The 15,064-nt window shown below is 69.8% G+C and carries 10 protein-coding genes and 1 tRNA gene; 7 read left to right on the top strand and 4 right to left on the bottom strand.

Annotation, left to right across the window (positions count from 1 at the left end):
• Positions 1–200: 200 nt before the first annotated feature.
• On the bottom strand, positions 201–1,001 hold the full coding sequence (locus A33M_RS24205; RefSeq protein ID WP_052027122.1) for a Crp/Fnr family transcriptional regulator: 801 nt from the start codon (positions 999–1,001) through the stop codon (positions 201–203).
• Positions 1,002–1,770: 769 nt separating this feature from the next.
• On the opposite strand from A33M_RS24205, the gene A33M_RS18360 reads away from it, so the two are divergent.
• The 6 genes from A33M_RS18360 to A33M_RS18335 all read left to right on the top strand — a co-directional run bounded on the left by A33M_RS18360 (position 1,771) and on the right by A33M_RS18335 (position 10,833).
• Positions 1,771–2,385 carry a PRC-barrel domain-containing protein gene (locus A33M_RS18360; RefSeq protein WP_008390323.1) on the top strand — a complete coding sequence of 205 codons (615 nt, stop codon included), beginning with the start codon at positions 1,771–1,773 and terminating at the stop codon, positions 2,383–2,385.
• Positions 2,386–2,529: 144 nt separating this feature from the next.
• Positions 2,530–3,090 (top strand): DUF421 domain-containing protein, encoded by a 561-nt coding sequence (locus tag A33M_RS18355; RefSeq protein WP_443213495.1) that lies wholly within the window; start codon positions 2,530–2,532, stop codon positions 3,088–3,090.
• Positions 3,091–3,288: 198 nt separating this feature from the next.
• Positions 3,289–5,595 carry an alpha,alpha-trehalose-phosphate synthase (UDP-forming) gene (locus tag A33M_RS18350; protein ID WP_202801949.1) on the top strand — a complete coding sequence of 769 codons (2,307 nt, stop codon included), beginning with the start codon at positions 3,289–3,291 and terminating at the stop codon, positions 5,593–5,595.
• 467 nt (positions 5,596–6,062) lie between these two features.
• Positions 6,063–7,616, top strand: a complete 1,554-nt coding sequence (locus tag A33M_RS18345) for a glucan biosynthesis protein (RefSeq protein ID WP_192814130.1) — start codon at positions 6,063–6,065, stop codon at positions 7,614–7,616.
• A complete protein-coding gene (gene mdoH / locus A33M_RS18340) occupies positions 7,604–9,832 on the top strand; it encodes a glucans biosynthesis glucosyltransferase MdoH (RefSeq protein ID WP_008390314.1) in 2,229 nt (742 codons plus the stop codon). Before A33M_RS18345 ends, mdoH begins: the two co-directional genes overlap by 13 nt.
• Before the next feature lie 110 nt (positions 9,833–9,942).
• Positions 9,943–10,833 (top strand): formate/nitrite transporter family protein, encoded by an 891-nt coding sequence (locus A33M_RS18335; protein WP_008390311.1) that lies wholly within the window; start codon positions 9,943–9,945, stop codon positions 10,831–10,833.
• Positions 10,834–10,859: 26 nt separating this feature from the next.
• Here the strand turns inward: A33M_RS18335 and A33M_RS18330 are convergent, their stop codons facing one another.
• From A33M_RS18330 to A33M_RS24495, 3 genes are all read right to left on the bottom strand, one after another.
• Positions 10,860–11,414, bottom strand: a complete 555-nt coding sequence (locus tag A33M_RS18330) for a hypothetical protein (protein ID WP_157223549.1) — start codon at positions 11,412–11,414, stop codon at positions 10,860–10,862.
• A 175-nt stretch (positions 11,415–11,589) separates the two neighbouring features.
• Positions 11,590–12,519, bottom strand: coding sequence for a histone deacetylase family protein (locus tag A33M_RS18325; protein ID WP_008390306.1), 930 nt, complete (start codon positions 12,517–12,519; stop codon positions 11,590–11,592).
• 208 nt (positions 12,520–12,727) lie between these two features.
• Positions 12,728–14,515 (bottom strand): acyl-CoA dehydrogenase, encoded by a 1,788-nt coding sequence (locus tag A33M_RS24495; protein ID WP_008390304.1) that lies wholly within the window; start codon positions 14,513–14,515, stop codon positions 12,728–12,730.
• A gap of 447 nt (positions 14,516–14,962) precedes the next feature.
• Between A33M_RS24495 and A33M_RS18315 the strand changes: the two genes are divergently transcribed.
• Positions 14,963–15,037: transfer RNA gene (locus A33M_RS18315), tRNA-Gln, on the top strand.
• The last annotated feature ends 27 nt before the right edge of the window (positions 15,038–15,064 follow it).

Below are 15,064 nucleotides of genomic sequence, written 5' to 3'. Positions count from 1 at the left end.
TCGCCCTTCGAGACGCACTCCTGCGGAGTGCTCCTCAGGACGAGGTCGAACTCTATCGCCGTTGGTATGAGGCGCGCTCGCGTGAGTCGTGCATCACGAGGCCGCCCGCGTGCGATTTCCGAAAGGAGTGTCCGTCCCCGGTGACGGCACGATGAACGGCACGGCCGCACCCGCCGCGAGGGTGGGCGCCGGCCGGCCGGTCAGCGACGCGGCGACATCGGCACCAGGCGCGACGGGGCGCACGCGCCGCGAGCGGCCACCGCGACGCCGTTCGGCGCATCGTGAAAGGAGAGATCGCGCATCATCCGCTCGCGCTCGGTGGTCATCACGCGGTAGCAGGCGCAGGCCATCTCCTCGAGCCGGGCGCGATCGACGATCGTGATCTGGGCGCGCGCGGTGCCGAGCACGCCGTCGCGCTCGAGCAGCGCGATGCATTCGCTGACGGTGGCGCGGCGCACGCCGAGCAGGCGCGCCAGCATGTCGTGGGTGACCGGCAGCAGATCGCCGTCGAGCCCGTCGTGCGCGGTGAGCAGCCAGCGGGCGAGGCGCTGCTTGAACGGATGGGTGCTGTTGCAGGCGCCGGCCTGCGAGGTCTGCACCAGCCGCGACTGGGCGTAGCGCAGCAGGACCGTGGCGAAGCGCGGCAGCGACTGCATGGCGGCGTGGAGGTCGGCGGCGCGCATGCGCAGCGCCGAGCCGCCGAGCTGGACCACCCGGCGATGCGGCGACATCGAGCCGCCGAGCACGATCGGCAGGCCGGACAATCCCTCGCGGCCGATCAGGCACACCTCCACCGCCTTGGCGGTGTCGATCTGGGCGAGCACGGACACCAGGCCCGACTCGATGAAATAGACGTGCTCCATCGGCGCGCGATCGTGATGCAGGACCCGTCGCTGCTTGATGGAGATCGGCTCGAGCAGAGGCTCGAGCTTCGCGAGATCGGCCGCCGGTAGGATGGACAACAGCTCGTTGTGCGGCCTCCGATCGTTCAGTCCCGGCATGACCTCCCCACGATATGATCCGCTTCTCGACACCGCACCGCACCCGCCCGCACCGCACCCGCCCGCACCGCACCCGCCCGCACCGCTTGCTGACACCGTGCTCGTCGACACCGTGCTCGTGTACACCGTGCTCGCCGACAAAACCCTTGCCGGCGGTGAGGGACGCCCCGCGCGTGTCGCGCCCCGCGTCGAACCCGGACGGCGATGCACGTCGGCGGCGAGCGTTGCCGATGAGTCGCCCAGCGTGACGAATCGCGGATTGCGGCGCCACCCTAGCCGGCATTTCCCGGCATGCAACCGGGATGCCGCCCCGCACGACGGCGACCACGGCCACGGCGCGGGCCCGCGATCGCCGCCGCTTCCGCACGGCACGCCACTCTGCATGCATAATCTGCGAACCATCCCGCCACGACAATCCGGCCATCGGATGGCTCGCCATTCGGACTGCCGGCCGCCGCCGGAACGACGGCGCAACGCGCGTTTCGCGGTGCCGCATGCCGGTATCGGGCAAACGCGCGATCGGGCCGGAAGGTTCATTGCAACGGCGGAACAGCGCCTTTGCGGGCGCTTTCACGCCCATTGTCGCGCGCCGATCGGTCCGCCATCGAACGAACACGGTCGGGCGTGCCGCAAGGTCGCATGAACGGACGGCGCGCTCGAACATTGTCCTGACGGCGGCAGGGCGAGCGCCCGTTCGCGCGACATGCGGCGCAACCCGTCGACCAGACTTTTCGGATTCCGCGAAAACGATACACGAGACGAGGACACCATGCGGCGACTTTCGGCACGTGCCTTTCTTTCGAGCACCACGATCCTGCTGGCCCTCGGCGGGGTGGCGATGGCGCAGCCCGCGCCGAACCAGCCGCCGGCCGGCCAGAACCAGCCGCCGGCCCAGGCGGCCCCGCAACCCGCGCCCGGCGCCGCCGGCCAGCCCGGCCTGCGCCAGGTCGATCCGAGCGCGAACGTGCAGATGACGTTCTACACCGTGCAGCCGGCCGACCTGCGGGCATCGAAGCTGATGGATGCCGACGTCTACAATCTGAACAACGAGGAGATCGGCGAGGTCGAGGATCTGATTCTCGATCAGGGCAAGGTCCTGAAGGCGGTGGTGGTCGATGTCGGCGGGTTCCTCGGCATCGGCAATCGTCACGTCGCGGTGGATCCCCGCTCGATCGTCGTCAGCAACCGGAACGGCGACGACGACGACGTCCGGCTGGTCGTCAACACCACGCGCGACGATCTGAAGAACGCGCCGCCCTTCGATTTCGCGTCCATGAGTGGCGGACGCGCCCAGACCACCGGTCGGGCCGGCCAGGCGCTGAACCCGAACGCGCAGGATGGCGCGAACAAGGGCGCCGCCGGCCAGAACGGCGCCGCGAAGTGATGCCAATGGTGTGAAATGCGGCATGCGCTCGGCGGCGCTTTTGGCCGCCGCCGGGCGTCTTCCGGCAATTGCGTTACGTCTCGGTCGCGTCGTCTCGATCACTTCGTTTCGATCCTGTTCGTCTCGGTCTCGGAGGCCGCCTTGCTGTGGAGCTCGTGGAGTGATCTCGGACGGGTCTTGCTGGTCGGCACGCTCGCTTACGTCGCGCTCGTGGTGATCCTGCGCATTTCCGGCAAGCGCACACTGTCGAAGCTCAACGCCTTCGATTTGGTCGTCACGGTGGCGCTCGGCTCGACGCTCGCGACCGTCCTCCTCAGCAAGGACGTCTCGCTCGCCGAGGGCGTGCTCGCGCTCGCTCTGCTGATCACGCTGCAATACGTCATCACCTGGCTGTCGGTACGCTCCGAGCGAATCCAGGAGATCGTCAAGGCGGAGCCGACGCTGCTCGTCCATCGCGGACGCTTCCTCGAGACGGCGATGCGCGGCCAGCGCATCACGCGTGAGGAAATCCTCGCCGCGTTGCGCGCGAGCGGCGTCGCCGATCCGCACGATGCGGCCGCCGTGGTGCTGGAGACCGACGGAACCGTCAGCGTCGTGCCGACCTCCGCGGCCGGCGCGGCGGATGCGGCACCGGACGGTGCGGAGCCGGACGCCGAGCACGAGCGAATGGGCGTGCTCGCCGCCGTCGATCGCCCCCGCGCCTGAGCGCCCTCACCACCGCCTGCAGCAGGCAGAAAGGTCCGGTTCATCGGCCTTTCCGGACGATTTGGTCGCCGCTGCAACCTCCCGCATCGGGGAGCGAACTCGACACGCCAGCCGAAATGTTCCACACAGAGGGGGTCGGCTCGCGCGGTCCACCCGTGGGACACGGCTGCGGCCGGCGAAAACGGGGGGATGCGTCGCATGATCGAGACACCGCGCAAACGGCTCACCGACATCACGACGCAGGCTCGACGATTCATGCGGGCCGTGTGGTCGCGACAGCTCGTGCAGAGCCCGATGGCGCGGTATGTCGGCCTCGGCATCGCGGCCGCCGTGATCATGGTGATCGCGCTCGCGCCGCTCGGCTCGGCAATGGTCGAGAGCTGGTCGCGGCGCGACGTCGAGCTGCGCTCGCGGCTGATCTTTCGATCGATACGTGATCAGGTGTCGGCCGGCCTCGCCGCCACGCCCGGCTTCGACCTGCGGCCGTTCTTCGAGCGGCTCACCGAGGACGAGCGCATCCTCGCGCTCGGCTTCTGCACCGAAAGCGGCGAGCTGCGCTACGCCACCAAGCAGATGCCGGCCTCGGTCACCTGCAACAGCCTGAGCCGCACCAAGTCCGACACGTTTTCGCGCGTCGTCGATCATGGTCGCGACATCTATGTCAGCGTGTTTCCGATCACCTCCGGCACCGTGTCCGGTCATCTCCTGGTGCTGCACGACCTCGCCTTCGTCGACGAGCGCGCCCGCGAGGCCCGTTATTACACCGTGCTCGCGGTGATCGGCGTCGCCGCCGGCCTCGGCCTTCTCGCGTTCGCCATGGTGATGGCGCTGCAACGCAGCTGGACCCGCTCGGTGCGCAACGCCATCAGCGAGGTGCGCACCAGCGGCGGCACGATGGACGTGCGGCCGATGCGCGACAACCCGATCGCCCGCGAGCTGCACGGCCTGTTGAGCGATCTCAGGGTCGAGCGCACCTATGCCGAGGGCATTCACATCGAGTGGTCGCCGAAGACGCTGTATCGGCTGCTGGTGGAGGAGCTGCCCGGCGCCGAGGTGCTGGTCGTCTCCAATCGCGAGCCCTACATTCACAACCGCCTCGACGACGGCAAGATCGTGCTGCAGCGGCCGGCGAGCGGCCTCGTCTCGGCGCTCGAGCCGGTGATGCGCGCCTGCGGCGGCACCTGGATCGCACACGGCAGCGGCACCGCCGACCGCGAGACGGTGGACCGCCACGACCGCGTGCGGGTGCCGCCGAACGATCCCGCTTACTCGCTCCGTCGCGTATGGCTGACCGAGGAGGAGCAGGACGGCTATTATTACGGCTTCGCCAACGAGGGGCTCTGGCCGCTGTGCCACATCGCCTTCGTGCGGCCGACGTTTCGTGAGCAGGATTGGCAGCAGTACAAGGCGGTGAACGCCCGCTTCGCCGACAGCGTGGTGGAGGAGGCCGGGCGCGACGACCCGATCGTGCTGGTGCAGGATTATCACTTCGGCCTGCTGCCGCGGATGATCCGCGATCGCCTGCCGCGCGCGACCATCGTCACCTTCTGGCACATCCCGTGGCCGAACGCGGAAACCTTCGGCATCTGCCCGTGGCGCGAGGAGATCATCGACGGGCTGCTCGGCAGCACCATTCTCGGCTTCCACACGCGCTTTCACTGCAACAACTTCCTCGAGGCGACCGACCGCTTCATGGAGAGCCGGATCGACCGCGAGCACGCCTCCGTCACGCTCGGCGGCCACGAGACGATGATCCGCCCCTATCCGATCTCGATCGAGTGGCCGCCCGCCGCGCTCGCCGAGCAGGCGCCGGTCGCCGACTGCCGCAAGGCGGTGATCGAGCGCTTCGGTCTGCCGTCGGATGCGCGCATCGGCGTCGGCGTCGAGCGGTTCGACTACACCAAGGGCATTCTCGATCGCATCTACGCGGTGGACGATCTGCTCACGCGCCATCCCGACTGGAAGGGCAAGTTCGTCTATCTGCAGGCGGCCTCGCCGACCCGCAGCAAGCTCGGCAGCTACGCCGCGCTGCAGAACGAGACGGTGGCGCTGGCCGAGGAGGTCAATGCCCGCCACGGCAGCGAGGACTACAAGCCGATCGTGCTGTCGATCCGCCATCACGAGCCGACCGAGGTGTTCGAGATTTTCCGCGCCGCCGACCTGTGCATCGTGTCGAGCCTGCACGACGGCATGAATCTGGTGGCCAAGGAGTTCGTCGCCGCGCGCGACGACGATCAGGGCGTGCTCATTCTCTCCGGCTTCGCCGGCGCCTCGCGCGAATTGTCGGAGGCGCTGATCGTCAATCCGTACGACACGCATTCGATGGGCAACACGATCGACGAGGCACTGCGCATGCCCGCCGAGGAGCAGCGCGACCGCATGCGGCTGATGCGCGACCTCGTGCAGCAGCGCAACGTCTATCGCTGGGCGGCGCAGATGCTGCTCGACGCGGCGCGCCTGCGCAAGCGAGAGAGCATCTTGGCGAACGCCGAGGCCCGCGGATAAGCGCGCCGATCACGACACGCCTCTCTCGCGGCCGCGCCGGCAGAGCGGCGTGCGCCGGTCGACGGCTCCGCATCGCATCCACGCCGCATGGGTGCCGCAACGGTGCCGCATCATGGCCGTTTTCTGTCTCCATCACGACACATCGAGGGGCGGGGGAACACGATCACGCGAGCCCGGCGTCGAGCCTGCCGGCGCGCGTGCGATGTGGCGCGATCCCTGCAAGGTGGCGACACGCGAGGTGTGGCGACACGCAAGGTGCAGCGACACGCGAGCAGACCACGCAGGCGGGGCCGCCGGTGGCTCGGCACCTCGCTCGTCGCTCGTCGTGTGGCGTCGACGCCGACGCGGGGACGCCGTCGAACTGCGTGATCGTCTCACGTGATCTTTCGGCGACGCGTCGCGTTGCAGAGCGTGACCGTGGAACCAATCCGTCTCTCGCCACTTTTTGAAGGTGTCATGAGACCATCATGTCCAGGAGAGTCGAGATTCCAACCGAACAGTTGAGCCGCCGGCGGGTGATCGCAGCGACCGCCGCCATCCCGCTGGTGCTCGCCACCTCTCGTCTCCCGGCACAGACCCGGACCGCCGCGGCCGAAGGCTCGCCGTTCGATGCGCACATGGTGCGGCGAATGGCGGCCGAGCTCGCGCAGAAATCCTATTCGCCGCCGGACCGGACGCTGCCGAAGAGCCTTCAGGGGCTCGACTACGACCAGTACCGCACGATCCGCTTCAGGACCGACCGCTCGCTGTGGCGCGGCGAGAACTTGCCGTTCGAGGCGCAGTTCTTTCATCGCGGCTTCCTGTTCGAGGACCCGATCACCATCCACGAGGTCGCGCAGGGGCGCGCGCGAGAGATTCCCTACTCGCCCGATCTGTTCGATTTCGGCGTGGTCGAGCCGCCGCCGCCGAACGCCGCGCTCGGCTTCGCCGGCTTCCGCCTGCACGCGCCCCTCAACCGGGCGGACTATTACGACGAGGTGTGCGTCTTCCTCGGCGCCAGCTATTTTCGCGCGGTCGCCCGGGGTGAGACCTACGGCCTCTCCGCCCGCGGGCTCGCGCTGAACACCGGTGATCCGGGCGGCGAGGAGTTTCCGGCGTTCCGCGCCTTCTGGCTCGAGAAGCCGCATCCGCAGACCGACTCGATCGTCGTGCACGCGCTGCTCGACAGCAAGAGCGCGGCGGCCGCCTATCGCTTCACCATCCGGCCCGGCGGCACCACCGTGTTCGACGTGGAGATGACGCTCTATCCGCGGGTCGACATCACCCAGCCCGGCATCGGCACGCTCACCAGCATGTTCTTCTTCGGGCCGAACGACCGCGTCGGCGTCGACGATTTCCGCCCGGCGGTGCACGATTCCGACGGCCTCGCGATCCGCAACGGACGCGGCGAGGAGATCTGGCGCCCGCTCCAGAACCCGACCGATCTGCAGATCAGCATCTTTCAGGACACCAATCCGCGCGGCTTCGGGCTCCTGCAGCGCAACCGTGATTTCCGTCGCTACGAGGATCTGGAGTCGCGCTTCGAGACGCGGCCGAGCCTGTGGATCGAGCCGATCGGCAACTGGGGCGAGGGGGCGGTGCATCTCATCGAGATCCCGACGCCGGAGGAGATCCACGACAACATCGTCGCGTTCTGGCGGCCGAAGGACACGCTGCGCGCCAAGGGCGAGTACGCCTACACCTATCGCCAGCACTGGGGCTCGGACAAGCCCGGCGCGCCGCCGCTCGCGGTGTTCTCCGCGACGCGGATCGGCAGTGCGCCGGACGACGGCCGCCGCTTCGTGCTCGACGTGGTGGGCGACAAGCTCGCCTCGCTCGATCCGGCCACCGTGTCGAGCAGCGTGTGGTCCGAGAAGGGCGAGCTGCGCAACGTGGTGACCCGGCCGAACCCGGTGACCGGCGGCTATCGCGTCAGCTTCGAGCTCGTGCCGCAGGACGCCACCGCGAGCGAGATGCGCGTGCAGCTCCTGCAGGGCCAGGAGCCCTTGTCCGAAGTCTGGGTCTATCGATGGACGCGGTGATCGGCACGCCGGCGGAAACAGCGGGCGTCGCGCCGGGCGATCGCGGCGTCGCCGCCGCGGCCGTCGAGGCACTGCCGCCGGAATGCCCGCTGGCGATGCCCGAGCAGTCGCTGTGGGACGCCGCCACCGCGCCGCCCGGAAAGACCGCGCCGCGCTTCCTCGCGCTGCGGCGTTTTCTGGTGTTCGGGGCGACGGCGGCGCTCACCGGGCTCGGCGCCTACGAGATGTACGAGGTGCTGAAGGTCGCCGGCCTCACGGTGGCGGAGGGCGTGCTGCTCGCGCTGTTCGTGCTGCTTTTCGCCTGGATCGCCTTTTCGCTGGTCAGCACGCTGATCGGCTTCGTCGCGGTGCTGGCGGGCCCCGACCACACCCTCGGCATCGATCCGGACGCGCCCTTGCCGGCGCTGTCGGCGCGCACCGCGGTGCTGCTGCCGACCTACAACGAGGATCCGCACCGGGTGATGGCGCGGCTCGAGGCGATCCGCGAGTCGCTCGTCGAGACCGGGCAGGGAGACGCGTTCGACTTCTTCGTTCTCAGCGACACCACCGATCCGAACGTGTGGATTCTCGAGGAAGCGGTCCACCGCGATCTCGTGGCGCGCACCGGGGCGACCAACGTCTTCTATCGTCACCGGGCCGACAACACGGCGCGAAAAGCCGGCAACATCTCCGAATGGACGACGCGGTTCGGCGGCGCCTATGCCCATATGCTGGTGCTCGATGCCGACAGCCTGATGACCGGCGACACCATCGTGCGGATGGCGGCGGCGATGGAGCGCCATCCGTCGGTCGGGCTGATCCAGACCTTTCCGGTGATCATCGACGGCACCACGCCGTTCGCCCGCATCCAGCAGTTCGCCGGCCGCGTCTACGGCCCGCTGATCGCCCGCGGCATCGCCTGGTGGCACGGCTCCGACAGCAATTACTGGGGCCACAATGCGATCATCCGCGTCGCGGCGTTCGCCGGTCAGGCCGGGCTGCCGCTGCTGCCGGGTCCGAAGCCGTTCGGCGGCCACATCCTCAGCCACGACTTCGTCGAGGCGGCGCTGATGCGGCGCGGCGGTTGGGGCGTGCACATGGCTCCGGGCCTGTCCGGCAGCTACGAGGAGTGCCCGCCCTCGCTGACCGACTATGCGGTGCGCGACCGGCGCTGGTGCCAGGGCAATCTGCAGCATCTCGGCGTGCTGCCGGCGCGCGGCCTGCACTGGCTGTCGCGGCTGCATCTCCTCACCGGCATCGGCTCCTACATCACCTCGCCCTTGTGGCTGTTGTTCCTGCTGCTCGGCATCCTGCTGTCGCTGCAGGCGCAGTTCATCAAGCCGGAATACTTCCCCTCCGGCTTTTCGCTGTTTCCGCGCTGGCCGTCGGTGCAGGACCCGATCCGCGCCGCCTGGGTGTTTGCCGGCACCATGGGCATGCTGATCCTGCCGAAAATCCTCGGCTGGATCACCGTGGTGGCGCGGCGGAGCGAGCGACGCGGCTGTGGCGGTGTGGTGCGCTCGTTTCTCGGTGTAATCTTCGAGACGATCGTCACCAGCCTGATCGCGCCGATCATGATGCTCTTGCAGTCGCGGTCGGTCGGCGAGATTCTGCTCGGGCGCGACGCCGGCTGGAACGCCCAGCAGCGCAAGGCGGGCGAGGCGCAGCTGGCGGTGCTCGCCCGCGGCTACGGCTCCCACGTGCTGCTCGGCGTGCTGCTCGGTGCGGCCGCCTGGGCGGTGTCGGCGCCGCTCCTGTTGTGGATGACGCCGGTGGTGGTCGGCCTGGTGCTGGCGATCCCGACGGTCGCCTTCACCGCGAGCGAGCGGATCGGCGCCGCCCTGCGCCGCATGGGCTTGCTGCTGATTCCGGAGGAGAGCACGCCGCCGCCGATTCTCTCGCGGGTTCACGAGATCGAGGCGGCCGCCTACGGCCCGCCGGCCGGCGGCGACGGCCTCTTGATGCTGCGCGACGATCCCGATTTGCTCGACGCGCATTGCGCGATGCTGCCGGCGAAGAAGCCGCGCAAGCGCGGCGAGGTGGATTTGCCACTGGTGGTGGGGCTCGCAAAGATCGACGACGCCGAGAGTGTCGCCGATGCCTCCGGGCTGCTGTCGCCGTCCGAAAAGCTCGCGGTGCTGCGCGACCACCGGGCGGTCGCCCGCCTGATGGCGCTGCCGGCGGACGCACGAACAACGCCGCTCGCCGACGAAACCCGGACGCTCCGCCCGAATTGAGGGGAGTGGCGGGTGCGTTCCGTGCCCGCACGTCGCGTGCGATGGCCGTCGCGGTCACCGCCGGTCGAAGCGGCGGCGCGTGAGATCATCCCGAAACGGAAAGGACTTTCATGGTCGACGATCGCGCTCGCGCCGACATCCGGGCCGAGCCGCGCGGCGACGTGCGCGCAAAGGCCGCGCGTCCGCAGGGCAATGGCGGCATCACCGAGCGCGAGTCGCGCGATATCGAGAAACGGTCGGCGCCGCGCGCGCCGGTGATCTACGAGATCGTCCGTCGCCACGGCGAGGAGGAGCTGATCCGGCCGGCGGTGTCACTGTGGTGGTCGGGGGTGGCGGCCGGGGTGTCGATCAGCTTCTCGCTGATCGCGCAGGCGCTGCTGCAGCTCCATCTGCCCGACGAGTCGTGGCGGCCGCTGGTCGCGAGCTTCGGCTACAGCGTCGGCTTTCTCATGGTCGTGCTGTCGCGCCAGCAGCTGTTCACCGAGGACACCATCACGGTGGTGCTGCCGGTGACCGCCCATCCGACCCGGCGGAATTTCGCGCTGCTCGCGCGGGTGTGGAGCATCGTGTTTCTCGCCAATCTCACCGGCACGCTGGTGGCGGCATTGTTCTGCACGCTGACGCCGGCGATCGCGCCGGAGCTGCGCGAGGAGATGCTGGCGATCGGCCGCCACATGATGGAGAACGATCCGGTCCAGATGTTCTTCCGGGCCGTCCCGGCGGGCTTTCTCGTCGCCGCCGCGGTGTGGCTGATCCCGAGCGCGGTCAACGCCCAGTTCTCGGTGGTGACGGTGATGACCTGGCTGATCGCGGCCGGCGGCTTCACCCACATCGTCGCCGGCAGCATGGAGGCCTTCATGCTGATCGCGAACGGCGAGCTGGCGCTCGGCGACATGCTCGGCACGTTCATGGTTCCGGTGCTGGCCGGCAACGTGGTCGGCGGCACGGTGCTGTTCGCGCTGATCTCCTACGCGCAGGTGATGAAGGAGATCGACGGCTAGCGGCCGCAGCCCCGCGCGGCGGGCCGTCACTCGTCGTCGGCGGCAGCGGCGACGGCGGGGTCGAACGGCGAGAAGGTCTGGTGGACGCAGCGGTCGGTGCCGACGGCGGTGCGGGTGTCGACGATCGCCGCCTGCTTGATGAAATAGGCGTAGTACACGGCCGGCGTGTCGTCGGCGCTCGCCTCGGCGGTGGTGGCCGGCATGGTGGCGGCCGGCGCTGCGGCGGCGCTGCCGGCCGGAACCGGCGGCGGGGCGGGCGGCGTGCCGTGGCCCTCCGCACCGGAGCGCACGCAGACGATCCAGGCCGGGCCGCCGATCCGCTCGATCCAGCGCGGCTCGGAGATCGCCAGCGCGTGGACGTGCGGGATTTTCGATCGCGTCAGGGAATCGGCGACCAGCTTGCGGTAGGGCGGCACGGGCTCGGAGGACACCGTCCGGCTCTTCTCGAAGCCGTCGTCGAAGAACGGGCCACCGAGGCTGCATCCCTGAAGGAGCGCCGCGAGCGCGATGGCGAAGGCGGCGCCCGCCGCCTCTGTCCCGCCGCGGCGCTGCGGCCGCAAATGCCCCGAATCCGTCCCCACCCGCACGTCCCGTTTCGATCCCCGAGCAATTTTCCTCGCCCGGACTTGCGACCTTTTTACGATCGCGGCATCCCGGTCCGGCTTTCCGGCCGGGCGTCCCCACCGGTCGTTTCGGCCGGTCGTTTCCCGCGGGGCGCGCCGGTCGCCGCGCTCGCGCCTCTGACCGCCTCGCGCCTCAGCCGCGCATCAGCGCCAGCACGTGGACGCCGACCGAGCGGGCGAGCCCCTGCAGGTCGTAGCCGCCTTCGAGCAGCGACACCAGCCTGCCGTTGGCGCACTTGTCGGCGACGTCCATCAGCGACTTGGTGACCCAGGTGTAGTCCGGCTCGAGCAGGTTGATGTTGGAGAGCGGGTCGCGCATGTGGGCGTCGAACCCCGAGGACAGCACCAGAAGGTCCGGCCGAAAGTCCATCAGGCGGGGCAGAATGATGTTCTCGAACGCCTCCTGGAACTCGTCGCCGCCGTCGCCGGCGCGCAACGGGGCGTTGACGATGGTGCCGTGCTCGCCGCGCTCGGAGGGCGCGCCGGTGCCGGGATAGAGCGGCATCTCGTGGGTCGAGCAGTACATGATGTTCGGGTCGGCCCACAGGATGTCCTGGGTGCCGTTGCCGTGATGAACGTCGAAGTCGATCACCGCGACGCGCTCGGCACCGTGCTTGTCGCGGGCGTGGCGGGCGGCGATCGCCGCGTTGTTGAAGAAGCAGAAGCCCATCGGCAGCGCGGTCTCGGCGTGGTGGCCGGGCGGCCGCATGGCGCAGAAGGCGTTGGAGACGGTGCCGGTCATCACCTCGTCGACCGCGAGCACCGCGCCGCCGACCGAGCGCAGCGCCGCCTCGTAGGTGCCGGGCGACATCGACGTGTCGGTGTCGAGCTGGATCAAGCCCTCGCGCGGGCTCGCGTCGCGGATCGCCTCGATATAATGCATCGGATGGCACAGGGCGATGCGCGATAGGGCGGCGAGCGGCGCCTGCTCGCGGGCGAGCGCCTGGAACGCCTCCTGCTCAAGCACGCGTTCCACCACGCGCAGGCGGTCGGGACGTTCGGGATGACCGAGAGGCGGAATGTGGTCCAGGCCGGCAGGGTGCGTGATGTACAGCGTCGTCATTGCACTCACTCGGGGAATTGCAACTTATCGGGTCACCGGCGGCGCGGTGTCAAAGCCTAAACGCGTCTCGTCGGGAAACGGCGATGGTGGCGGTTCGCGGCCGACGCGGGTCGCGTCGGCCGGACGGTTTCGGCGGCCACTCGTGGCGGCCGCTCGTGGCGGGAAGCACTCGTGGCGTCGCTCGGCGCGGGGGCAGGGGACGAGTCCCTCAGGCGGCGAAGACGGCGTCGGCGGTGGTGACGCTCTCGCCGCCCTCGGTGATCGCCTTCTCGAAGCCGGGCGCGAGCACCGCGGTCGATTCCGCGAAGAAGCGGGCGAGCGCGATGCGCGAGGGGGCGTCGGCCGCGGCGCCGTCCTGCAGATGGAGGGCGGCGAGCGCCTCGCGCGCCAGCAGGCAGCCGCCGGCGGTGAAGCCGAACAGCCGCAGATAGAGCGAGGCGCCGGCGAGCGCCGCGTCCGGCGCGTCGGCGAGCCGCTCGACCAGCCATTCGCCGGCCGCCTGCAGGCTGTCGACCGCCGTCTCCAGCCGCCGGCCGGTGGCGCCGAAGCCCGGATCGTTCTCGCCCTCCACCTCGGCGACGATGCCGCGCAGCTCGCCGAGCAGGGCGGCGAACGGCTTGCCGTCGCCGGCCGGCAGCTTGCGGGTGACCAGGTCGATCGCCTGGATGCCGTTGGTGCCCTCGTAGATCTGGGCGACGCGGACGTCGCGATAGAGCTGGGCGATGCCGGTCTCCTCGATATAGCCCATGCCGCCGTGCACCTGCATGGCGAGCGAGGCGACCTCGGCGCCGATGTCGGCGGAAAAGGCCTTGGCGACCGGGGTGAGCAGCGCCGCACGCTCCTCGGCCGCCTTGCGGGCGGCGGGGTCCTCGATGCGGCGGGCGCGGTCGATCGCCATCGCGGTCGCGTAGCAGATCGCGCGGGCCGCCTTGGTGCGGCTCTTCATCCGCAGGAGCATGCGCTTGACGTCGGGATAGGCGATGATCGGCACCGACTGGTCGGCCGGCATGCCCGGCAGGCGGCCCTGATGGCGCTCGCGGGCGTAGTCGAAGGCGAGCTGGGTCGCGGCCTCGGCCACCGCCACGCCCTGCAGGCCGGTGTCGAGGCGGGCGGCGTTCATCATCGTGAACATGCAGGCGATGCCGCGGTTCTCCTCGCCGATCAGAAAGCCGGTGGCGCCGCCGTGGTCGCCATAGACCATCGTGCAGGTGGGCGAGGCGTGCATGCCGAGCTTGTGCTCGATCGACTGGGCGCGGACGTCGTTGCGGGCGCCGAGCGAGCCGTCCGGGTTCACCAGAAATTTCGGCACCAGGAAGAGCGACAGGCCACGGGCGCCGGGCGGCGCATCGGGCAGGCGGGCGAGCACCATGTGGACGATGTTCTCGGTGAGGTCGTGCTCGCCGTAGGTGATGAAGATCTTTTCCCCGGTGATGCGATAGGTGCCGTCGCCCGCGCGCTCCGCCTTGGTGCGCAGCGCGCCGACGTCCGAGCCCGCCTGCGATTCGGTGAGCTGCATGGTGCCCATCCACTCGCCGCTGACGAGCTTTGCCAGATAGGTCGCCTTCAGCGCCTCCGAGCCGTGCGCGGCGAGGAGATCGATCGCCGACATGGTGAGCAGCGGGCCGACGCCGAACGCCATCGAGGCGCCGTTCCACATCTCGAAGCAGGCGGCGTTGAGCACGGTCGGCAGGCCCTGGCCGCCCCATTCGGGCGGCGCGGCGAGGCCGTTCCAGCCGGCCGCCGCCCACGCCGTGTAGGCCTCCTTCCAGCCCGGCGGCGTCTTCACCGCGCCGTCCGAGAAGGGCGTGCCGTGGGTGTCGCCGACCCGGTTGAGCGGCGCGATCACCTCGGTCGCGAACTTGCCGGCCTCCTCCAGGACGGCGGCGACGAGGTCGTCGGAGAGGTCGCCGAACAAGCCGTCGGCGCAGGCTTTCGAGAGGCCGGCGACGGTGTCGAGCGTGAACTTGATGTCCGAGACCGGGGCGCGGTACGGCATGACGTGTCCTCCAGAAACGTGTCCCCCGAAACGTCGGCGGCCCCTGCGGGCTCTTTTGTTGGCCCACTCTACCGCGCCGGCGGCCCGGCGTCGCGCGTTTCGCGCGCATTTTCGGACCCCGCAGGCGTTCCGGCGAGGGCGGGGGCGCCGGAACGAGGTCGGGACAGGGGACGGCGATAGGGTCGCCGCGGGGGGCGCGGCCGGGTCGCTGCCGCTGCCGGCCCGGCGCCGAGGGGGCCGACGGCCGGGTGTCTGCCGGGGCTTTTTTCGACCGATCGAGGCGGCGACGGGGCGTTCGGCCCTCGCTGCGTCGCCGGCCGTTCGCCCGGCTCGGAAAAAGCCGGCGGGTCGTGCACCGCATTCCGCCTCGGGGCGTGGCGCACGTGTTGATCCCGGTCGATTGCGCCAGTATGGTCCGCCGCGCGCGGATCTCGCCGCTTTCGGCGATGGGGCGTAGCCAAGTGGTAAGGCAGCGGATTTTGATTCCGCCATTCCCTGGTTCGAATCCAGGCGCCCCAGCCAGAACCCCATGACGCTCGGCCCGCGGCC

The organism is Rhodovulum sp. PH10 (assembly GCF_000293785.1).
Taxonomy (GTDB): Bacteria; Pseudomonadota; Alphaproteobacteria; order Rhizobiales; family Xanthobacteraceae; genus Rhodoplanes.
Note: the sequence above shows the minus strand (reverse complement) of the source record. Positions and strands in the feature narration are given on the sequence as shown.

Bases quoted from the DNA above. Each gene is read 5' to 3' on its own strand.
- A33M_RS24205 (WP_052027122.1), bottom strand. From the start codon at position 1,001: ATGCCGGGACTGAACGATCGGAGGCCGCACAACGAGCTGTTGTCCATC.
- A33M_RS18360 (WP_008390323.1), top strand. From the start codon at position 1,771: ATGCGGCGACTTTCGGCACGTGCCTTTCTTTCGAGCACCACGATCCTG.
- A33M_RS18350 (WP_202801949.1), top strand. From the start codon at position 3,289: ATGATCGAGACACCGCGCAAACGGCTCACCGACATCACGACGCAGGCT.
- A33M_RS18345 (WP_192814130.1), top strand. From the start codon at position 6,063: ATGTCCAGGAGAGTCGAGATTCCAACCGAACAGTTGAGCCGCCGGCGG.
- mdoH (WP_008390314.1), top strand. From the start codon at position 7,604: ATGGACGCGGTGATCGGCACGCCGGCGGAAACAGCGGGCGTCGCGCCG.
- A33M_RS18335 (WP_008390311.1), top strand. From the start codon at position 9,943: ATGGTCGACGATCGCGCTCGCGCCGACATCCGGGCCGAGCCGCGCGGC.
- A33M_RS18325 (WP_008390306.1), bottom strand. From the start codon at position 12,519: ATGACGACGCTGTACATCACGCACCCTGCCGGCCTGGACCACATTCCG.
- A33M_RS24495 (WP_008390304.1), bottom strand. From the start codon at position 14,515: ATGCCGTACCGCGCCCCGGTCTCGGACATCAAGTTCACGCTCGACACC.